Raw genomic sequence first — 21,016 nt, forward strand, 5'->3', positions numbered from 1 at the left:
AGGTGGATTCTTATCAACAATTATTACAGCAAGCAAAGAATAGTGAGAAAGGAGATGCACCTTCAACAAATGTGATAAAAAAAGCCATTGCGTCATCTAAGTGGAAGCTGATTGTAACAACGCTGACGATTGCCCTTTTAATCGTCCCCACTTGTTATATGCTCACTTTTTTGTACTATGCCTTTGGTACAAAGTCTACAAACTTAATGGATGTGACAAGTCAGACACTTTATGTAACGGAACCGAATACGACATTGGAGGAACTTGAATTTGATATGGAATTTTCGCTCTTTTCGATGGGATTATCATTTGAGCAATACAAGCAGATCGGTGACGAGGTCTATCCCGTGAAGCATTATGATACACGCTTTATGTTAAATAATTTAGTGGGAAAGAAGATTACTTCAAAACTGGAAAAATCGTATCCAAAATATCCAACTGAAACGAATCAATGGCTAGTACATCCTAATAATCGAGGAGAATTTAACACAATTGAGGAGCAAAGGAAATTAAAAGGATTACCTAATGAAACCGTTGTAGAAGCGTATCTTTCTTTCAATGATTTATATACAGTAGATCAAGTTATTCAGCAAATGCCAAATGTAGATGTCACCTGGGCAGCGATTTATACAGGAGTAGAAGACACCATGCTAAGTGCAAATGGGAATGTTGTATCGCCTATTGGCTATCCTGTACAACCAGATCAAACAAATTGGTCCCCATTTAAAGGTGCTACTTCTCATGAACAAACGTTTTTATCCATATTAAATTTTCTAGTTGATTATGAGGAGACGGCTACTGCTGTTTCCGCTCATAAAAATCTGGACCTAAAAGAGAGAATCTATTATTTAAAACAGCATGATATGAAAACATATGGGGTTGTCGTTACAGGACCCAAAGCTGAGGTTGAACAGCTACAAAGTTTAACCATGATTAAGCATATGAAACTAGGGGAGGTTAAATTATGGAATTGGGTACGTTAAAGCAGACTATTTTCAATGTTTTTGGCTGGGCTAGCATTAGCATTGGCCTATGGACGCTTATCATGGTTAATAGTTGGATTATCATTGGCTATGGTGCTCCATTTACTAGTAAGAATTTCATTACCTTGACAATCGTTTTTGGGTTCATTGCGATCCTTTCGAGACCCAGTCGTTCTCTAGGCAAGTGGGGAATCTTTATTGGTGGCTATCTTATTTTGTTTATGACGGTTCTATTCTTTGTTGGCTGGTTAATTACCCCATTTCCTTAAGACAAGCAAGTAGGCCATACCTATGGTTTGTGAGTCTTTTAGAACATACTATGTATAGGTAATAAAGTATAGATACTAGTTTTTTATAAGGCGACGGTTAGGATGTCATGTCAGTCTTTGTAATCAAAAATAGCGAAAACAATTGTCAGAAAATATCAATATATTCTATAATGAGTAAAAAAATAGAGAATAAGAGGTGGACTTATGGGTAAACCAGTAGATTACAATCTATATCCGGGTTATCAAAACACACAAGATTCTAGACTAGATGAAAGAAAAGAAGAATATATAGAAGTATTAGAAAAAGCAAAAATAGATGGGTATATACTTGAGTTTGAAAAATCCTCTGAATTACCCCAATAACTATGTTTAAATCTCAATCTAATACAAGGAAGCCAGGCGCTCTGCGGAGTACCTGGTTTTTTACATTTTTAAGCTTTATTTGCCAAGCCATTATAAATAGCGGCTCCTAGACTATGTGCTTGTTCATATTTCATACATATTGTTTTTAATGATGATGACCTAGGTCTAGCTCATAATGGACTTAATGTAAAAGTTACTATAATCTACTAATTAATGCTGATATGGAAAGGGTGGTAAAAATGAGTAAAAATATTATTGTATTTGGAGCAAGTCAGGGGTTAGGCGACGCTTTTGTAAAAGGCTTACCCGTGAAGGGGGATACTGTATGGGTAGTTTCACGTACACGACCTAAAAGCTTAGATATCAATGATGGCGTAAATCGTCAATGGCTTTCTATTGATTTGTCTAGCCAACAACACATACCGTCATTAAAAGAACAATTAAAGGATATTGCTATAGATGTATTAATTTATAATGTTGGGGTTTGGGAAAAACGTGGATTTGAGGATGATTATACATTTGATAAAGATGAAGTCGAAGATATTTCAAACTTAATCAATATCAATCTCACATCTACTATTACATATATTCAGGCACTTTTACCAAATTTAAGACAAGCGAAAAATGGAAAGGTAATTTTGATGGGTTCAACGGCTGGATTAGACCATACAAACAATGCACAAGTTTCATTTGTCACATCTAAATTCGGCTTACGAGGCATTACAAATGCTTTACGTGAACATTTAAGAGAAGACAGAATTTCTGTCACTTGCATTAATCCTGGGGAGCTAGCAGCAGAAGTCCCTTATGAGGCAGGCGCTGATAAGGCCATCCAATTATATGAAGGTACACGTATCCCTGTCCAAGATATTGTAGCTATTGTGCAATGTGTGGTTAATTTATCACCCGCTTCATGTGTAAAGGAAATTAATATCCCTGCCATAACAGATTTAAATGCTTAATGGTTCCATATTATTCTAGGGATCTCGTCCTATTAGAGTATAATGTTAGCAGCTACATGAGCTATAACGGCGGGAATTAAAAAGGGTCACAGAGGATAGTGACCCTTTATAGAATAAGTGATATTAGTAGTTATGAACATTAGAGGCGAACAATATCATCAGAGAAGTGTTGGATGCCTTTAATATTTAGACATGAACTTGAGCTTGCATTAAAACAAATGATGATTTAGAGCCATAACCATCCCTTAATCTAGCAGACCGCATTACTCCCCCTCTCTAATTGTTCATGAATAGAGGTTCACAAGGAAATTTGAAAATATTGTTATGGTTGGGGAAGGTAATAGATTTTTAGTCTAGTGATTTGGGATGGAAAAAATGGCTCTAAAATGGCTATCTATCATTTTACTTTGTTCCTATATAGGACAAACGAGTAATGAGAGATTAATATAAAACTGAAGCGCCGACAATAATTAATAGAATAAATAGAACAACAACTAGAACGAATGTTGAACCGTAACCGCCGCCGTTATTGCCTCCGTAATAACTCATAAAGTATCCCTCCTTTCTCTCTATATGTATAGTATGTATCGTTATAGGAAGTTTAAAGGTATTTATCCAAACCTATAGAGCTCTAATGAAAGAAAAATTATTGCGACGAACTAAATTATAGGAAATGGTTGATTTTGCTATTCAAATAAAAAGTAACCAAATGCTTACTTGAAAGCTTATGTAAAATGCCCGACTTACTTTTGATAGAACGAATATGACATAAAGAATTACAGACACCTCTATCTACTGTAAACCAAAGGTATCGTGAAGAAGAACCCTCTTGGTGGCTTTTGTGATGTTAGCATATTCATTTCAAGAACGCCCCCAAATAGAAGAGGGAAAATCAATGATTGTCTCTTGTTTTCGTCCTAACAGGATTTGAGGAGCTATGTTTTTAAAGGTGCCTTGTCCATCTATTTCATTCCCCAAAAAGTTCATTGGGAACGAATAGCGGAGACTTCTGTAGGAACAGCGTGAAAGTCGAGAACCTAGAATGGACCAAGCAGCTCGTCCCCCATGTGTAGTGAAAATTTCCATGCTTGGAATGGTGCTCGAAGCTTAGCATTTCGAATGGAATAATACCTCATTTCGGTTTATTTACATCGCTAATACGCACATCAGAATTCTCCTTAAAAAAATGACAAAATAAGAGGGGAGGCTGAAGCAATAAAAGAGCCTGTAGGTCTGACATTATCATACAGTTGATTATTTTCCGCAGGTAGTTGACCAGTTGCAAAAGAATTTATTTCACGAGCCTTGCCGACTAATTTTTTTGTCCCCATCTAATCACCTCAAAATTACAGTATATGTGAAAATAGCACATGAAAAACGACAGCGTTTAAGCCCACCTAGAAGGCATCAATAGGAAATTCATGAGGGTGAAAATAATATATTGAAATAAATGTTGGAGTGGCCGAAGACTGCTTCTTTAGGAAACGAATTTTTCCTGTAAGCAACTCTTTTATATCCCTTCCACTAATGTACGCTTAGGCAAAAAGGTTGCTGTAGACCCACTCGGGGTGGGGCTGTTATGATAAAACAGAACGTTAGTGGGAGGTAATGAATTGGAAGAAGAAAAATACAATAATCTTAAATTAGGTGAACGTGGTGCCATTATAAGTATTATTGCTTATATAATTTTGTCTGTTGTAAAAGTGGGAATTGGTTACATGAGTGGTTCAGAAGCCTTAAAGGCGGATGGTCTCAATAATACGACTGATATTATTGCCTCGATTGCAGTACTTATAGGCCTTAAGCTTTCACAAAAACCTGCAGATCATGATCATCGATATGGTCATTGGAAAAGTGAAACAATTGCTTCTATGGTAGCTTCCTTTATTATGATGGCAGTAGGTATTCAAGTATTATTTGGTGCATGTACTTCCATTTTTCAAGGTGGAAAAGAATCACCTGACATTTTCGCAGCCTATGTAGGTCTTGGATCGGCATTGGTCATGTATTTTGTATATCGTTATAACAAAAAATTGGCTGAAAAGATAAATAGTAAAGCCGTTATGGCTGCTGCCAAAGACAACTTGTCAGATGCCTGGGTAAGTATTGGGACAGCAGTAGGTATATTTGGATCACAATTACATATGCCATGGTTAGATACAGTAACAGCTATTATTGTAGGTTTTTTAATTTGTAAAACAGCTTGGGATATTTTCAAAGAAGCTTCTCATGAACTTTCTGACGGATTTGATGAAAACATACTTCAAAACTACAAAAATATTATTTTAAAGTTAGACGGAGTTATTGGAATTAAAGAAATTAGAGGTAGAAATTATGGCAACAACGAAGTGATTGATGTTGTCATTCTAGTCGATGCACATTTAGATATTACAGAGGCTCATGATGTAGCTTGTCATGTTGAAGATAAGATGATTCATGAGCAGGGAGTATATGAAGTTCATGTGCATGTGGAACCCAATGAGGAGAAAATATAAAAAAGATTAGGCACTCAATGAATTTGAGTCCTAATCTTTTTTTATATTTGTCCATATTTAAGCCATTTCTTTCAAGGAAATGTATAAGTTTGTTTAAATTAATTAGAAATTATTAGTATAATAAACTTACTTTGGAAAATAATTATAGTAGGAGGATATCTTCATGCCAATTCATATAGATATAGTAAACAGAAAAGGGGCTAGAAAAGTTAGTGAAATCCCTGAAGAGGTATTAATGTTGTTGAATGAAGGAGAAATAGAAAGTGTTAATTTAACTGAATGGTTGGGGGTCAATCATATTTCTTTAGTGAAACATGTCCTACCTAAGATAGGATTATCTCATAAATTAGAAGGTATAGTAGAAGAAATGTTAAAACAGAATGCTGAATCGGGAATGAAGGCTATTCGTTTAACTGGTGAACTATTAAATACAGCAATAAACGAAGAAAACGAACGAACAAAAGAAGATATTATTAAAAAATTTGCAACGCATCCTTCTGATAGTGTTCGCTGTTGGGCAGCATTTATGAATAAAAATGAAAGCTCCTCTTTGGAAGAAAAATTAGCATATATTTATCCATTCGCTGGGGACCGTCATTTTGGGGTTCGAGAAATTTCTTGGATGTCGATTAGAGAGGAAATAGCGCAACAACTTGATGATAGTATAGAATTCTTAACAGAATGGGCAAAAGAAGAGGATGAAAATATACGAAGATTTTCTATTGAAGTCATTCGTCCTCGTGGTGTTTGGGCCAAGCATATCGAAGTTTTAAAACAGAATCCTAGTAAAGCCCTTCCTATTCTAAACCAACTGAAATCTGATCCATCAAAGTATGTACAAGATTCTGTAGGGAATTGGTTAAATGATGCCAGTAAAACCCAACCTGATTTTGTCATAATGCTTTGTGAAAAATGGAGTAAAGAATCTGAAACAAAAGAAACATCAAAAATTATAAAGAAAGCGAAAAGAACAATTATGAAGGGCAATTAATTAAAAAAGATAAAAACGTCAATCTAGCATATGCAAGAGCTAAAGGTTCTTGATATTTAAATGAATTAAAGTAGGTGGGAAGGGAAGGAAAACGAGTGAAGCCTTTTTAAATGCTGTTATTTTGTTTCTTCCCTGTTTCCATTCCTGCCTCGAAAATAAAGACGAGCATAAGAAAGAAGATAACAATTTTTATTGTGAGGGTTTCTGTCCAAAAGCCCAAATAATACATGAACACCATCATAATAGATAAAAGTGTTTTAACAATCTTTAGGGTCATTATGACACCTCCTAATAGTCGGATTACCTTATAACAAAAGGCTGTATAATAGAAACGCTTTTTTTTCATAAAACAAAAAGTAGCCAAAAAGAAATAAACTTCAATGGCTACCTGTAACGTAAATGATTATTTATAATTGGCTGTTTTGAGTAGTGTATTAATCATTGCTTGGTCGTATCATTTAACCGTTAATCCGAGCAGTGAAGCAAACCCGATAGCTTGTTCAGAAGATACTTCACACCCATTCAAACTTTCGAGAGATACTTGAAGTCTTTTAAAGGTACACGTACTAATATCAATCCCCTTTAACGAAGTTTCAGTAAAATCAACCTCATTAATATCACATTCTTGAAATGCCACTTTCTTTAGTAAGGAATCAAAATAATTCGCTCCTTGTAGGTTGGTGTTATGGAATAATACTTGTTTTAAACGAGCCTCAGGAAAATTGCTTAAGGTTGCCATACAATTTTCAAAAGAAACATTTCCAAGATTAGCTTCGGAAAAATTCACACCTAATAATTTACAATTTTTAAAAACCACTCTATGTATAAGGCTTTCCTTTAAGTTTAAGTTAGATAAATCACAGTTTTCGAAAATGACATCCGTTACATCCATTTTTTTAAAAGAAGAATTGATGAATGTGACATTTTTAAAAATAACCTTAGCTACGATTAATCTTTCAACAACCTCCTTATCAATGACTGTATCTGCGATCATGCAATTTGATAAATAAGGTTCCTCCTCGTCATAAATAGCTTGAAAATTAGCTTTTTCTAAATCAGTAGGTATTTTTGGTGATGTAATTTGGAAATTATAAGACATATAAGCACACCCTTCGAAAGTAGTTAGCATCTATCTTATAGAATAAGAACTAAAATAAAAAGTCTTTCTTATTAAGTTAAAGTGTGTGCAAATCTAATTTTCTATAATAAAAGTGTTCATTCCAATGATATTCGGGAGTAGGGAAAGAGGCAAAGGCTTACCTATAGCCAGCATACATAAAACCATTTGTTACGGACTCAGTGTCTTCAGTAGAAGAACATTCTATAGCATATGACGAATACCTATTTGATGTTCCACTTAGCTTTCAGTGGTACTGAAAATCAATGAGTAGGATCCCAAACAGTTCATTAATGGAGGGCATCGGTATCATTTATTTAGAAATTTCAAATAAATAAATGACCAAAACCACATTAAATGGTAAAGTATAGAAATAGTGATTGGGGGAATGGTCATATGGAGAAATTGAACAGGGTTGAACTAAAGCATTTCATAAGTGAATATAAAGAAGAGTTAAACACTTTTGTCCTTACAGAGGAACAAAAACAATTCTCTGCGCTTCCAAGCAATTTTGAGGAAATCAATGAAGGACAATATCGTATTGTAATTTTAAGTGATCATACACCTGTTGGTTTTTTTCTATTGAATTCAAATGAAAGAGTAAAGAAGTACTCTAATAATTCGAACGCTTTGTTATTATCGGCACTTTCAATTAATCATGCTGAACAAGGAAAAGGTTACGCAAAACAGGGAATGACATTACTAGTTGAGTTTGTTCAATCAGAATTCCCTCATTGTGATGAGCTTGTCTTAGTTGTAGATAAAGATAATATACCAGCACAAAAGTTATATTTAAAGGTAGGATTTGAAGATACGAATGAGCGATTAATAGGACGGATTGGCGAAGAAATTATTATGAGACAATTAATAAAATAATACACCCCACAAATACATAACGACCTACTTTTATGTATGGGAACGGCCATGTACGGCAGTACGACGACGTTCGGTAGCAGAAACAGTAAATTGAAAACAATGATGAAGTAGCCAAGCAGCTACTTCTTTTTAATGATGGCTAGATGAAATTTAATAAGCAGAGGTAATGATTTAAGATGCGAGAAAGTGTCAATCATTTTATGAACGATCCGTGGTGGCAGATTTCAAGAGGTATGTCAGAATCATTAAATGAAGAGTTAAAGAAATTTCACAACAACATATTCTTTATGGGAAAGAGGCAATTGCGGTGGCTAGAAGAGAAGATAATGATGATGTGATTTTTTGGATTGAAAAGATGAATAAATACGCAGTCGTTCATTTAACCTATTCGATAGAAACTTCAAGCGAATATCCTATCACATCATTATATACACGGAGAGAGTTAGAAGAATACTGTAAGAGTGTTTCGAAGCTTTATTAAGGTCTTTTAAATTTTATTTTGATACCATTTGCAATTTTGGTAATATAAAGGAGGATTTATTCGGTAAGTTATAAAAATGCCTTTATTAAAATTTCAGAGGATTCGGAAGTTACTTCGGCTGTTACTCCTCTCCCAAGAAACAACAGGCCTACTATAGCTTCAATTGAATTGAATTTAATTTAATTTGACATAACCCAGACAACTATACTGAGGAAGATGTGCAATTCCAAACGTATTTGATTAAAAATCAAATTGATTTAAATCGGATTCATTAGATGAAATCAGGAAACAATTTTTCCAAAAGTCTAAAGCGTGTTTTAGAGCTATTAATCATCTCATTTGTCCTCATTGCCTTTGTTTGGGTGATGATAGCGAAATCAGAATCCTACTCTGAACCTCATGAAGCGTTATGGTCAAAGGATAGTGATTTAGTGTTAATCCAAAGCTAACAGCTAAAGGATAAGGCACTCTTCTTTTTTATAAAAAATACGAATAATATAGGGGCTGCTTATGTTGAAAAAGGGCTCTTTGGATGGAATGCTGGGATGCTTACTTGGGACCCAATGGACAAGGAGAGAGGCTATGAAAAATTGGATCATTTAAAAGGACATAGCGATAGTCTAATCTATGGTCTCATTAGGAATGGTGACGAACAACTTATTAAAATCGGCGAAAGATATGCTACTATACTAGATTTAGCCGTCATACCGCCACCAAGTGAAGTAGAAAAGTATCAATTAGACGGTCTATTTATTTGGTATTTCGAAAGCCATACACCTCCCAACGAAGAGGAAATAACCATTAATAAAGTTACTTAAGAAGAACTAGGTACGAATTTTTAAAATGAATTTCAGGAGGGGAAAAGTTGTTATATATAGCTCTATTAATTGGCATCGCAGTTATTATGATTGCCGATAAGCTTACTCAGGCTTTTAAGCTATCAAGCATTTGGGGATTAATAAGTCAAATTTGTGCTTCACTTGTCTTGATAATGGTTGGTGGTCTTGAGGTGAATTATATTCATCTAAGTAACCACATCGAATTAGGGTATTTGGCGATTCCTTTTTCTTTATTATTTCTTGTAGGCTTTACAAATGTTATGAATATTGAAACAGGACAAAAATCTTTCATACTACTATTGCCATTGGTCTCTTTAGTGTGCTTCTCCATGGCAGCCTTCATTATGGGGCATTCATTTATTTTAATAATCGGGATTTCTAGCTGTTTAGCGATTCTACTTATTCTGCTTTATAGTTATGTCTCAGGTAACCTATTTATAGGAAAATCGCTTACCACATCAATAGGTTTTATCATAGCTGTACTTTCAATATCGCTCATTAAATTATTTATTGTAGCCATTTATATTCCGATATTTACGTTAGCACTACCATTCACTTTATATTATTTTATTCAAGATAAGTTTACGAGTGTCCAAGCAATTATCATTAGTACTTTAACAGCTGTAATATTTGGTGTATTTATATTCATCGTACCTACTCATCTATTATGGTATCCCGTTGTTGGCATAACCATTATGTTGGTTATCATGCAATCTTCACGTAAATTTCGTATTATTTAGAAGCAACGCTCAGCCTCACTAATAGTTGAGTGGTTGCTTTTTTTACAGAATATAAGTTCTTAACTGTTTTAATTTTGTATTTGCAACCATATAATACCATAAGCGCTATTGTGAGTGTGAGTGGGGGTGAGGTAAATGTATATGAAGGCACAAACTAATTTTATTGATGTAGTAAAAAATACGATTAGTAATAACGGACAATCTATCGAAGAAAGACTTGAAGAAAAGCACAAAGGCTTTGAAAAAGGCTGGAAAATGGATGGAAATGAAGTTGTGTTTTGGGTCAGTCCTACATTAAGACTTAGTGAGTATACAGGAAGTATAATGAACGAATTTAGATTCACTCTATTATTTGACGAAGAAAATAAAAAGTTAATAGTATCTGGTAACAATGTTAAATCACGAAATTTATTATAAATAATCCATTACCTAGTCACATCCAATAGATGTGGCTTTTTAATATTGTAAGAACAAAAAACTCTAAAAAGGAAATAATCATCCATAATTTTAATAATTGCCTAAATAGAATATGGAACTATTCAATTATATTACTCTATAGTGAAAAGGAGAGTTATGATGAAAAGTGGGTTCGAATTTAAAGATTTCCCCGTATTAGAAACAGAACGCTTTATTCTAAGAAAAGGCACAGTAGATGATGGTAATGATATTTTTGAGCTTTATGCTAATGAAAATGTGGTTAAGTATCTTCCATTAAATTTATTTGAATCGCCTGATGACGCAATGGTTGAAATTAATTGGTATGAGAAAATTTTTAAAGAACAAATTGGTTTAAGATGGGTAATCGAAGAAGCCAAAACGAAAAAAGTGATTGGAACATGTGGCTATTTGAATTATGAAAAAGAACATAACCGTATAGAAATGGGTTATGATTTGAACCCTGTTTATTGGGGGCAGGGTATCATGCAAGAGACTTTAGGCAAAATTATTCATTTTGCTTTTACGTCGATGGCAATAAATAAAATAGAAGCGAAAGTTGAACCTGAAAATAAAGCATCCATCAGATTGCTGGAAAAATTAAAGTTTTGCCAAGAGGGTGTTTTAAGACAACATGAATTTGAAAAAGGGAAATATGTTGATCTTGTCCTCTTTTCAATGTTGAAAAGTGAATATATCGCGCTAAATGAGGAGTCACGCTTGTAATGAGCAGTGGCTTTTTTCTTTTCTTAATAGTGGGTATCAACTAGTCAAAACGTTAGTATGAATTTATGAGGTGAAAGGGAATAATGAAGCATTTATTATCTTTAATATTTGAGGTTATTGATTACCAAAATTTGTTTTTTATGCTTTAATATAAAAGAAGAGGGGAGGAAATGATTAACAAAAATCTATAAGACGCATGGTCATTAAGAAATAAGAGGATTGTGAAAAGATGTTACAAAATAAAATAATTTCAGCTGTAATTACATTAATTATAGGTACTTTTATTATTCCATTATTTATTGGTTATACATACAGCATTTCATATGGTATTTATGGCACTGCATTTACTGCACCAGCTATGCTTATAGCTGTTACCATATCAATTTTAATTGAAAAATACAGTAAAAATAAAAATGCTATATTCATGTATTTGAAGCATTTACTATGTGCATTAATTTTTTCACTATTATTTAGTTTAATTAATTTTAATGTTAATACTTTTAAAGATACTATTTATCTAGTTTCTTTAATGGGAAGTATTTATATAACTATATTTGTAATCTTTGATTATTTGTTAAAAAGATTACAACTAAACCAATCAAATCGCAATTAGAGTATCTACAAAAAACATTCAAGAATTTTTGAGGAAAAAGGGGAGATTATATGAATACTATCAATTATTCATATGGAGCAAGGGTGAATATAAATGAAGGGTTTTATGATTGATTATTTTGAGAGAAAATTAAGATTTAAAGATATGGAAGTCTGGGATATCTGGTTTGATAAAGATATATATAGATTGTTTATAGTAGATGAAAACCGTGCTTCTGAAATAAGGGATCTGAACTTGCCCCCTAATGCAAGGGTATTTGAAGAGGATTTAAGAGAGAATCTAATCACTGTGAAGGTATACTCCGAAAAACAAGTAAAAAGTGAACATATAGAGTTAATCGATCAGTTTGCTAAACAATTAACGGATTATGTTGCATTAGCTCATTGTGATATCCACCTTACGTTTTATACGGGTAAAATAAATGATGATATTTTTGAGAAAATTCCTTTAAAGCATTTGCTACATTTCAACCAGGACTAATTTCAAAGTAGCTCTTGACGTAGAAGTTGATTAGAACAAAGGGTGACCTCACTCTGGGAAAGCGTCTGCACGTAGTGGTAATCAACGGCTTTACTGTATGGTAAAAGAAAAAAGACTGTAGATAAACTCAAAATTCATTGAGTTTGCCTACAGTCTGAAAGGATTTTTAAATAGAAGATCCTTTAGCTATTTCCTTGCTTGATTTTTTGTATGTTGTTTCGTTATTTCTTAACAAGCTATCTTTATCTAATATAGTTGGTAAACAAATACCAATAATGATTGTTACGATACCTGCAATTTGCAAAGTTGTAACCGTTTCGCTTAATAAGATAACGGATACCATCACTGCTATGGGTAATTCAACCGCACTTAAAATGGATGACATTCCTAAACCAACTTTAGGAACGGCAATAGTGAATAAGAATACGGGTATAATCATACCAAATAATCCCAACGCCAATCCGTAAACCCACAGTCCTTCATTAAACAAAGTACCATTCCAAATAATTTCTGGGGATTGAAAAACAGCCGTAATCATAAAGGCAAAGAAAGAAACAAATACTAAACGGTTGGACGTGGACATATTGGCAGTAGCTTTTCCGTTCACATATAAAAATAAGGAATAACAAAGAGCAGCTGCTAGCCCCCATAACCATCCCTGCATAGGGATTTGGGATAAATCAACATCAATGATGCCAGCAGCTGGAATGGTTCCAGCTACCAATATGAGTAAAGAGATTAATTCAATTCTACTTGGGAATTGTCGTTTTGTAATACAAGATATCAACATACCGATCCATGTAAATTGAAACAGTAGTACAACTGCCAACGAAGCGGGCAAAAAGTTTAAAGAATGACCATATAAAATGTTTGTTAATCCTGTTAAAATACCTGCGAATATAAGGATTTTAACACCTTTAAAGCTCATTTTGGCTCTGTTTGTAACTAAGAAGATACATACCGCTATACAAAAGCCTATAAAAAACTGACTTGTCACGGCCTCAGAGACAGAAAACCCACTACGCATGGCCAGTTTTATAATAGTTGAAACGATACCAAAACTACTAGCTGCGATAATAACTAGTAGGGGATAAAGATACATCTTCATTTATCCACTTCCCTCCTAAAACGTTTATATAAATAGAAATTTAGCTATGATTTTGAGATTTAGAAAAAAAATCATAATCTCCAATATAAATGACAGATTGCTATTTTACAATCTTTTTTTTTATAATAATTGCTGGTGAAAAAGAGTTTTTCTGTGGAGGAAAGTAATATTTTAGAAAAGGTAAAAATACCAAAATCATATGTATCAAGGCTTTGGCTTATGGTTGTGGCTAAATATTTTTCAAAATGGAGAAATGTATTTGCTATCAAGAAAAAATGAATAGCATTGACACTTCCCCAATTTTTTTATACAATTGTGCTAATTTTATAAGCAAACACTCACAGGTTCGTGAGTGGCGGAATTTTGTAGAGTGTTCACTCTGTTTCATTCGCTCGTTGTCTATTTATAGGCGACGAGATTTTTTATTTTTTGGAGGGATTTTTTGAACAAGTTGAAGTTTTCTTTAGTGGTTTTATTAGGGGCCTGTAGCTATGGGGTCCTATCATCCATTCTGAAAGTTGGATTTTCAAATGGCTATACTTTTCCTCAACTTTTAGGGGGACAATATGTATTCGGTTGGTTTGGACTTTTAATACTCGTTCTTACTTTTTCTCGTTATAAAGTATCCTTGAAAAATATAGTATCACTATTAGCGGTTGGGACAACGATGAGTTTAACGAGTATTTTTTACGGCTTTTCTGTAAAAGAACTTCCGGCATCTATTGCGATTGTGCTGTTATTTCAATTCACATGGATGGGTGTTCTCATTGAAGCGATTATTAATAAAAGTTTCCCAAGTCGCGAAAAGGTTTTGTCGATCATTATCTTATTTGTAGGAACGATGCTCGCTGGGGGTGTGTTTGAAGGGTTAGGACAACAATTATCTTTGAAAGGAATACTCTTTGGACTACTAGCAGCGATAACTTTTTCCTTCTATATATTTGCTAGTGGCCGTGTTTCTACCGAAGTACCGATCTATTCAAAAAGCTTTCTGATGACAACGAGTGCAACACTCTTTGTTTGCATAATGTTCCCCCCAACATACTTGATGGATGGTACATTGCAGGCTGGATTATGGAAATATGCGCTAATCCTAGGTTTCTTTGGTGTCGTTATACCAGTTATTTGTTTTTCTATTGGTATCCCAAAAGTAGGGACGGGTTTAGGAACCATTTTAGGAGCTGTCGAGCTACCAACAGCCGTGATCGCTTCAATTACGCTTGTTCATGAGGTCGTGTCTCTTTTGCAATGGCTGGGAATTGTCTGTATTTTACTAGGTATTTTCATCCCTCAAATGCTAAATGTACGAAAAGAGAGGCAGCTAGCCCGTTTTAGTAATGAAGCCACAGAATTTTAGAATGCTATCTACGGGGATCACCGATCAATCTAGACATTTTATAAAGCTTGGTTTGCCTATCTATCATAGAAGCTTTCATCTTTGAATGGAGGCTTTTTTATGAGTCAAGAAGGAAGAGTTGTTTTAATAATTGTAGTCTAGACAGCTATGATAACTATATTTTATCCTCATTTTTGGTTATAAATTGGTAATTTATTTTGGAATTAACTATATAATTATAAAAAAGGGGGATGAATGTTATCTATTTATCTAAAAAAATAGGAATAGTAAGCTGGATAGTTACCATTTTATATTGCGTGATAGAGCCGATTTTTATTATGACTTCACTTGTACCTTATAATATAATGCAACAAGCTATGAGTGATTTAGGAGTGACAACATGTGGTAAGTATACGTATACAATCGCGCCGCATGAAATTTGTTCGCCATATCATTTTTGGATGAATATATTGTTTATCGTAAATGGTTTATCATTTTCAGTTGGCGTTATATATATATATCAATATTTAGAAAAGAATTTGATCAATAAAATAGGAACAGTATGTATTCTTATTTTTGCAGTAGGAAATATTGTGTCTGGTATTATACCGGCAAATGTTCATTTATTTTGGCATTCGATTTTAGCTCAAATAGGCATGATTACTTTTTTAATTGGGCTGGGGATATATGCAAAATCATTAGATAGAGGTAAACATTGGACCTATTTAAACTTAATTGTACTGATAGTTTTACTAATCCTTATTGGTCTATTGTTTTTCCTTCCTTTGCCTGCAGGTTTATTACAAAGGCTTTTTTATGGTGTAATTTTCGTGTGGGGTATGGGACTAACTATTCTATTAGGTTCATCAGAAATAAAACCAGGTACTCACTGACTTGAGCCTGGTATTTTTTATATAAACGGAAAAGTAAACATACAGAGGATCATCACAAAGAAGAGGACGACTCATGATGACCATTTCACTGGGAGAAGGATGTAAGAAAGGTACATAGCAATAAAAAAAGCTGCTTAATCTGACTAGAGATTAAACAGCACATGGATATTGTCAATATAAAACATAAAAAGGAAAAAGTCAACAAATTTTTAGTGGATAAAGTGCCAAGCATAATTTCGGCATGTACCCTATATACTATCTTCCATTAATTATACAGGTTTGACTTTAAGTTCTCTTTGGATTAAAACAACTCCAATTCCATACACAATCGAAATAGCTAAAGGGACAACAGTGAAAGCATAATCAACAAAGAAACCACCTAAGATGAGAGCAGAAAAACAGGTTCCTAAAGTAACGAATAAATAGGCTTTACTTTTATAAATCCATATGTATGGAAGAAAATGAGAGCCTGCAAGTAAACCAATTGTGAAGGGAAGGTATTCAGGTATTTTCATATACACAATGATAAATACAGGTATATAAAAAGCTTGAGGAGCCGCGACAATTCCTCCTAAAAACCCTAAAGGATTGTCTGTAGAGTTTAAACTGACACCAAGAATTTTACTAATGAAAATGCCAATAGGAAAAATAGTGCCCAATCCAAAGATCCAAATTAAACGGACAGCTTCTATTGGAAGAACAAAGTACATTAGGGTGAAAACTAAAAAGACAATAACGCCAGAAAGTAGAATTGGGAATCCTTTTTGTGTTTCAGCTATAAGTTCATTTTGCAAATTTACAAGAGTTTTACTCATAAACGTACCACCTTTCATAAAATGGGGAGAGGATAATATAGTATAACAGTTCATAATCAAATTTGCCGTAAATATCCTAAAAATGGTATCTTTTTCAGATGTTTTGGCGGAAGATATAGGGAAATGGCAATGGGGAAGAAATGGAAAAAATCATTCAATTGAAGGAGTAGCAGGCATTGATGATTCGTCGGTTATTCTTCCATCCCTCTCTTTTGAAAACTAAACGTTAATAATTACAGTATGAGGCATTTGGATATGTTATGATCAAATTTGTGGAAAATATTCACAAACAGTCAGTGTGGTCTAATGAAATAGGGGGACAGATGATGGATAATCAGTATTTCGTAGGTTGGGGTACATTAGCGTTAATTAATGCAGGCCTGGCACAAGGGAAAAATAGAACAGGGTTAAATTGGTTTTTACTTTCTCTTTTATTAGGTCCATTTGCCACATTAATTTTATTATTTGTTGAAAAGAGACAGTAACTTCCTTCCATCTAGGAAGATTTGCGATAGAAGAGACGAGAATAGCGTTTTAGTAGGACTAGATAAAACTTCTATAAGTGGAACAATACTAAGTCAGTTACATGAGGAGAACATATTTATCTTACTCATAGTCTAAGTAAAGTTAACGATGGAGCTCATTTGTTTAGCCATTTTGATGGTGACTCTCAATCTCTCATTACTTCTGCAATTTGAATCAAGTATTAAAATGACTATGATATCCTTGCAAATTCAACCGAGTTAAAGGGCAGTAAGATTGAACCTCACCTGATGGTGGGGCTTTTTCTTATAAAAATAGTCTAAACTAAAAGTGAAATCAAATAATAATAACGTTGTGGAGAAAACTCTATTTCCACCATCGAACGGATTCTTCATTTAGATTATCTGTTGTACTAACCTGTTGTATAATCTCGAAGAATAGTAGCATGTTTTACAAATGTAAAAGCAGCTTGTAAGTAAGCTGCTTTTACTTGAATCATTCTTTTGGAATAAAAAGATACTGAATCCTCTTACTAGAATACTGTCTTTTTATTAAATTTCTTTCCATAAAGACAGTGCGTTTATCCAATTTGGATCTCCATATCCTTGATAGCTTTGAACCGCTTCATAATTTTTACCTTGATACTCTACCTTATCTCCTTTTTTGTACGCCTTAAATGGACTCCATTGCTCATAAGAAGCACCTTGCTCCTTAGTCGTTACAGTTAAAATAGAACTTTTAATGGACTCATTTCCAGCTGCATCTACGGCAGTTACTGCATACATATATGAAGTGCTTGATTGAAGATTCATGTCCATAAATGATGGGATTGTGGAAGTCCCAACTGCAGACATTTGTTCTTTTGTTGACCCTCTATATATAACATAATGGTCAACGGCTACATTATCCTCTGAAGCACCCCACATTAAGTCTACACTTGAAGAAGTAATTCCCATTGTATGTAGTGAAGTTGGTTGCGTAGGGGATTCTGTATCTGGAGCAGCATTCAATGTTTTTACAACTAGAGACTCACTTACTGTAGAAACATTCCCAGCTGCGTCTACAGCCTTTACAGAGTAAGTATAGGTTGTATTGGAATTTAAATGTTTATCTATAAATGTCGTTCCTGGGATAGTGGCAACTACTTTGCCATCACGTAATACTTGATATTCTTTTACACCTACATTATCAGTAGAAGGGTTCCATTTTAGCTCGGCGCTAGTAGAAGTAACTTTTGTTGTATGTAAACCATTTGGTTGAGATGGGGCTTCCATATCCACATTGCCACCATTATTAACCAAATTTATATCAATCACATTATAGAATGCATTTGAAGTGTCTGCGACATCCCAAACGGCTAGAATAACGTGGTAGCCATTACGGTCCGTCGGCACGTTAATGGTATGAGTTAAATTAGTCGATGCAGCAGTGCCATTATGTGCTACAGTACCAATTGGCTCAAGGTCAGCGCGGGTTAAAGGTTTGTTAGGATTCCAATCACGTTTTGTAATATAATAGTGCCATTTGCTTGTTAAATGTGGCGCAGTATATTTCCATGTAAAAGTATTGGGACCTCCCGTAATCGTATTCTTATACCAGCGATCTGCAGTTTGTTGATCAAGGATACCACCAAAAAGACCACCCGCAGATGCAATTTTTCCATCTAGAGGTCCACTTTGCGGAAATCCTTTAGGCGCCTCTAGACTCTGAGGCTCATACATGATGCTTCCACACATTAAGTTAAGTGCTCCATAATTTTGAGTACATAACGCTGCTCGGCTAGCTGGTTTTTCAACAAATCCATGAGCATATGCATTTGGAGCTGTCGAAATCCCTATGATTCCGGCTGCTAATAGGGCAGCACTCAGTCCTTTTTTGCTTAATTTTGAGAATTTAGTGTTCATCATCCATCGTCTCCTTAATTTGAATTTGTATTGCGACTAGTATGATAGCAATAGATTAATAATTATTCAAACTACGGAGAAATAATACAATAGTTTTATTTTGCAAAAAAACATTTTTATAAAAATGTAGATATAAAGACCTGGTTTAGTGGAAATTGTTATTTTCAAAAGCTAATTTCTATTAAAAAAAGCTATAAATTCTAATAAAATATTTAAATTTGTCTATTTTCGTACTAATTGATATTATTCCAAAATATCCAACTGATTAAGCGTGTAAGGGCTATTGGAGATGTCTTTTAAAGGACAAACTAAGTTTCACCGCGAAGCAACAGTAAGTGGTGAGTTAAGGGATGAATCCAATGTTTTTAGACACTATGTAGGTAAATGTCTGTTGCGATAGAATGCAGCTAAGAAAAAAATAACCTAAAGATGCTTTGCTCTTGCACATGCATGCAAATCCTTTTGGTGGTTTTCTACACACCATAAACAAAGGAGTTGATTACATAAAATGGTTTAGATTCTTTTGTTTCATGGTTAAACTAATAAAAATCTAGATGGAGGTGAATGGGTTGGATATATCAAAAATGAATGAGGTTAACCATCATACACACGAAAATCGTTTTCAGTATGGGAAACGTAATATGTGGACCGGCATATTATTCGGCTTTGGTGCAGTAGCATTTATAGACGAAGTAATTTTTCATCAATTATTACATTGGCATCATTTCTATGATAAATCTACGGCTAATATTGGATTAGTCTCTGATGGATTGTTTCATGCCTTTAGCTTTTTCGCCACAATTGGCTCTGCTTTTTTACTGGCAGATCTTCATCGAAAACATGGGTTTTGGTTAAAAAGGTGGCTTGGAGGTATTTTTCTAGGTTCAGGAACATTTCAACTATACGATGGTATCATTCAACATAAATTCATGAGGCTACATCAAATACGATATGATGTCGATATTGTCCCCTATGATATAGTTTGGAATGTGCTAGCGGCTATTTTAATTATTATTGGTATGGCCTTATTATTTAAAACTAATCAATAAGGAGGTACCATGTTTGCAATCACATGAAACTCACATCCCAAATCTTTCTGTCATTGTACAGCTAATAGTAGTTATCCCATTTTTCATTTCTTTGATTTCTTATATCGTGGCAGTCAAGCTCTCAAATCAACATAAAAAACAGTGGCCTTATATTCGTACATTATGTGGGATTCTTGGACATGTATGTGCCATATTAACATTAATGGGTCCATTAGCAGAGCTTGCACATGTTAATTTTTCAGCCCATATGGTGGGTCATTTATTGCTTGGAATGCTAGCACCACTACTTATAGCATTATCGGCACCTATTACCTTATTCTTAAGAACTATTCCTGTGAAAAAGGCCCGTTTTATTTCACGAATACTCCGTAACTCTTACTTTAAATTTGTGTCCAACCCGATCATAGCAACGATTCTGAATGTAGGTGGTTTATGGCTTCTCTATACTACGCCGCTTTTTAGCATGATGCACGAAAGCTCGATTTTATATATACTGATTCACATGCATATTTTTCTAGCAGGTTATTTGTTTACTAGTGCATTTATCTATATTGATCCAACGCCACATCGATTATCTTATGTTTTTCGTTCAATCGTTTTATTGATAGCTTTAGCAGCTCATTCGATATTGTCCAAACATATTTATGCGAATCCCCCTAATCATGTAGCTACTGAACAAGCAGAGCAAGGTGCTATGATTATGTACTACGGTGGAGATTTAATTGAAATTGCACTGGTCTATATACTATTTTATCAGTGGTTTAAAAAGACAAGAAATCCTGTTTTTGCAAAGCCTATTATTTCTTAACAACTCATCGTATACACTTATAAACAATCATGATGAGTATGAAATCGAGTGATTTCCAACTATTTTCTCATAGCCCAATTAGATTGAGCTATGAGAATAACGATGCTCCATCTTGAAATTTTATAGTAAAAGACAAAGCTCAGGTACTCATCATATGAGAGCCTGGGCATTTTTGTATTTTATTCTTTGTAAAAATGAAACTCAAGTGTAATTAATCTAGTTGCCTTATATTAAAGTTCGAATAAATGCC

The 21,016-nt window shown here is 34.1% G+C and carries 27 protein-coding genes; 20 read left to right on the plus strand and 7 right to left on the minus strand.

The genetic code is table 11. From position 1 onward, the window contains the following. Window positions 1-2: 2 nt before the first annotated feature. From ACOZBY_RS09735 to ACOZBY_RS09750, 4 genes are all read left to right on the plus strand, one after another. Window positions 3-983: an anti sigma factor C-terminal domain-containing protein gene (locus tag ACOZBY_RS09735; protein ID WP_422762130.1), complete on the plus strand. Its 981-nt coding sequence runs from the start codon at window positions 3-5 to the stop codon at window positions 981-983. Further along, window positions 965-1,252, plus strand: coding sequence for a hypothetical protein (locus tag ACOZBY_RS09740; protein WP_031417863.1), 288 nt, complete (start codon window positions 965-967; stop codon window positions 1,250-1,252). The genes ACOZBY_RS09735 and ACOZBY_RS09740 overlap by 19 nt, the downstream gene beginning before the upstream one ends. A gap of 204 nt (window positions 1,253-1,456) precedes the next feature. Further along, complete coding sequence (locus ACOZBY_RS09745) at window positions 1,457-1,615, plus strand: hypothetical protein (RefSeq protein WP_008177317.1); 159 nt, start codon at window positions 1,457-1,459, stop codon at window positions 1,613-1,615. Between the two features lie 239 nt (window positions 1,616-1,854). Next, the gene (locus ACOZBY_RS09750; RefSeq protein ID WP_422762132.1) at window positions 1,855-2,577 is read left to right on the plus strand and encodes an SDR family NAD(P)-dependent oxidoreductase; all 723 of its coding nucleotides are present in this window, start codon (window positions 1,855-1,857) and stop codon (window positions 2,575-2,577) included. Between the two features lie 441 nt (window positions 2,578-3,018). Here the strand turns inward: ACOZBY_RS09750 and ACOZBY_RS09755 are convergent, their stop codons facing one another. Further along, window positions 3,019-3,126, minus strand: coding sequence for a YjcZ family sporulation protein (locus tag ACOZBY_RS09755; protein WP_080695207.1), 108 nt, complete (start codon window positions 3,124-3,126; stop codon window positions 3,019-3,021). 629 nt (window positions 3,127-3,755) lie between these two features. After that, window positions 3,756-3,908 carry a hypothetical protein gene (locus tag ACOZBY_RS09760; RefSeq protein ID WP_012294761.1) on the minus strand — a complete coding sequence of 51 codons (153 nt, stop codon included), beginning with the start codon at window positions 3,906-3,908 and terminating at the stop codon, window positions 3,756-3,758. 282 nt (window positions 3,909-4,190) lie between these two features. On the opposite strand from ACOZBY_RS09760, the gene ACOZBY_RS09765 reads away from it, so the two are divergent. Beyond that, the gene (locus tag ACOZBY_RS09765; protein ID WP_031417858.1) at window positions 4,191-5,072 is read left to right on the plus strand and encodes a cation diffusion facilitator family transporter; all 882 of its coding nucleotides are present in this window, start codon (window positions 4,191-4,193) and stop codon (window positions 5,070-5,072) included. Between the two features lie 163 nt (window positions 5,073-5,235). Beyond that, the gene (locus tag ACOZBY_RS09770) at window positions 5,236-6,063 is read left to right on the plus strand and encodes a DNA alkylation repair protein (protein WP_325881542.1); all 828 of its coding nucleotides are present in this window, start codon (window positions 5,236-5,238) and stop codon (window positions 6,061-6,063) included. 106 nt (window positions 6,064-6,169) lie between these two features. Here ACOZBY_RS09770 and ACOZBY_RS09775 read toward each other — a convergent pair whose 3' ends face one another. Then, on the minus strand, window positions 6,170-6,340 hold the full coding sequence (locus tag ACOZBY_RS09775) for a hypothetical protein (protein WP_171821092.1): 171 nt from the start codon (window positions 6,338-6,340) through the stop codon (window positions 6,170-6,172). A gap of 177 nt (window positions 6,341-6,517) precedes the next feature. After that, window positions 6,518-7,162, minus strand: a complete 645-nt coding sequence (locus ACOZBY_RS09780) for a pentapeptide repeat-containing protein (protein ID WP_012294757.1) — start codon at window positions 7,160-7,162, stop codon at window positions 6,518-6,520. A gap of 414 nt (window positions 7,163-7,576) precedes the next feature. On the opposite strand from ACOZBY_RS09780, the gene ACOZBY_RS09785 reads away from it, so the two are divergent. The 9 genes from ACOZBY_RS09785 to ACOZBY_RS09825 all read left to right on the plus strand — a co-directional run bounded on the left by ACOZBY_RS09785 (window position 7,577) and on the right by ACOZBY_RS09825 (window position 12,370). Continuing rightward, entirely contained in the window at window positions 7,577-8,056 is a 480-nt protein-coding gene (locus tag ACOZBY_RS09785) for a GNAT family N-acetyltransferase (protein WP_031417856.1), read from the plus strand. A gap of 307 nt (window positions 8,057-8,363) precedes the next feature. Next, window positions 8,364-8,537: a hypothetical protein gene (locus ACOZBY_RS09790; protein WP_230584433.1), complete on the plus strand. Its 174-nt coding sequence runs from the start codon at window positions 8,364-8,366 to the stop codon at window positions 8,535-8,537. Window positions 8,538-8,812: 275 nt separating this feature from the next. Continuing rightward, window positions 8,813-8,986 carry a hypothetical protein gene (locus ACOZBY_RS09795; protein ID WP_155273060.1) on the plus strand — a complete coding sequence of 58 codons (174 nt, stop codon included), beginning with the start codon at window positions 8,813-8,815 and terminating at the stop codon, window positions 8,984-8,986. A 96-nt stretch (window positions 8,987-9,082) separates the two neighbouring features. Beyond that, window positions 9,083-9,355 (plus strand): hypothetical protein, encoded by a 273-nt coding sequence (locus tag ACOZBY_RS09800; protein ID WP_207889192.1) that lies wholly within the window; start codon window positions 9,083-9,085, stop codon window positions 9,353-9,355. A 47-nt stretch (window positions 9,356-9,402) separates the two neighbouring features. Next, window positions 9,403-10,116 (plus strand): UDP-N-acetylmuramyl pentapeptide phosphotransferase, encoded by a 714-nt coding sequence (locus ACOZBY_RS09805; protein WP_031417854.1) that lies wholly within the window; start codon window positions 9,403-9,405, stop codon window positions 10,114-10,116. A 135-nt stretch (window positions 10,117-10,251) separates the two neighbouring features. Beyond that, complete coding sequence (locus ACOZBY_RS09810; RefSeq protein WP_036167046.1) at window positions 10,252-10,533, plus strand: hypothetical protein; 282 nt, start codon at window positions 10,252-10,254, stop codon at window positions 10,531-10,533. 159 nt (window positions 10,534-10,692) lie between these two features. Further along, window positions 10,693-11,277 carry a GNAT family N-acetyltransferase gene (locus ACOZBY_RS09815; RefSeq protein ID WP_036161862.1) on the plus strand — a complete coding sequence of 195 codons (585 nt, stop codon included), beginning with the start codon at window positions 10,693-10,695 and terminating at the stop codon, window positions 11,275-11,277. Between the two features lie 229 nt (window positions 11,278-11,506). Continuing rightward, on the plus strand, window positions 11,507-11,890 hold the full coding sequence (locus tag ACOZBY_RS09820) for a hypothetical protein (protein ID WP_325881541.1): 384 nt from the start codon (window positions 11,507-11,509) through the stop codon (window positions 11,888-11,890). A 93-nt stretch (window positions 11,891-11,983) separates the two neighbouring features. Further along, on the plus strand, window positions 11,984-12,370 hold the full coding sequence (locus ACOZBY_RS09825; RefSeq protein ID WP_243432542.1) for a hypothetical protein: 387 nt from the start codon (window positions 11,984-11,986) through the stop codon (window positions 12,368-12,370). Between the two features lie 166 nt (window positions 12,371-12,536). Here ACOZBY_RS09825 and ACOZBY_RS09830 read toward each other — a convergent pair whose 3' ends face one another. Continuing rightward, on the minus strand, window positions 12,537-13,472 hold the full coding sequence (locus tag ACOZBY_RS09830) for an EamA family transporter (protein ID WP_036162783.1): 936 nt from the start codon (window positions 13,470-13,472) through the stop codon (window positions 12,537-12,539). A 448-nt stretch (window positions 13,473-13,920) separates the two neighbouring features. Here ACOZBY_RS09830 and ACOZBY_RS09835 point away from each other — a divergent pair, with 448 nt between their 5' ends. Both ACOZBY_RS09835 and ACOZBY_RS09840 read left to right on the plus strand, forming a co-directional pair. Continuing rightward, window positions 13,921-14,835: an EamA family transporter gene (locus ACOZBY_RS09835; protein WP_036216491.1), complete on the plus strand. Its 915-nt coding sequence runs from the start codon at window positions 13,921-13,923 to the stop codon at window positions 14,833-14,835. A 230-nt stretch (window positions 14,836-15,065) separates the two neighbouring features. Beyond that, entirely contained in the window at window positions 15,066-15,707 is a 642-nt protein-coding gene (locus ACOZBY_RS09840; protein WP_099806217.1) for a DUF998 domain-containing protein, read from the plus strand. Window positions 15,708-15,976: 269 nt separating this feature from the next. Here ACOZBY_RS09840 and ACOZBY_RS09845 read toward each other — a convergent pair whose 3' ends face one another. Next, window positions 15,977-16,522 (minus strand): DUF7010 family protein, encoded by a 546-nt coding sequence (locus ACOZBY_RS09845; RefSeq protein WP_422762138.1) that lies wholly within the window; start codon window positions 16,520-16,522, stop codon window positions 15,977-15,979. A gap of 323 nt (window positions 16,523-16,845) precedes the next feature. On the opposite strand from ACOZBY_RS09845, the gene ACOZBY_RS09850 reads away from it, so the two are divergent. Next, window positions 16,846-17,007 (plus strand): hypothetical protein, encoded by a 162-nt coding sequence (locus ACOZBY_RS09850; RefSeq protein WP_155273127.1) that lies wholly within the window; start codon window positions 16,846-16,848, stop codon window positions 17,005-17,007. Between the two features lie 549 nt (window positions 17,008-17,556). On the opposite strand, the gene ACOZBY_RS09855 is transcribed toward ACOZBY_RS09850, so the two are convergent. After that, window positions 17,557-18,909 (minus strand): lytic polysaccharide monooxygenase, encoded by a 1,353-nt coding sequence (locus tag ACOZBY_RS09855; RefSeq protein WP_036162780.1) that lies wholly within the window; start codon window positions 18,907-18,909, stop codon window positions 17,557-17,559. A gap of 584 nt (window positions 18,910-19,493) precedes the next feature. Between ACOZBY_RS09855 and ACOZBY_RS09860 the strand changes: the two genes are divergently transcribed. Together ACOZBY_RS09860 and ACOZBY_RS09865 are read left to right on the plus strand one after the other, a co-directional pair. Then, on the plus strand, window positions 19,494-19,958 hold the full coding sequence (locus ACOZBY_RS09860) for a DUF2243 domain-containing protein (RefSeq protein WP_012294741.1): 465 nt from the start codon (window positions 19,494-19,496) through the stop codon (window positions 19,956-19,958). Between the two features lie 13 nt (window positions 19,959-19,971). Beyond that, entirely contained in the window at window positions 19,972-20,766 is a 795-nt protein-coding gene (locus ACOZBY_RS09865) for a cytochrome c oxidase assembly protein (protein ID WP_422762140.1), read from the plus strand. Window positions 20,767-21,016 lie beyond the last annotated feature (250 nt).

This window comes from Lysinibacillus sp. NPDC056220 (assembly GCF_049315265.1).
Taxonomy (GTDB): domain Bacteria; phylum Bacillota; class Bacilli; order Bacillales_A; family Planococcaceae; genus Lysinibacillus; species Lysinibacillus pinottii.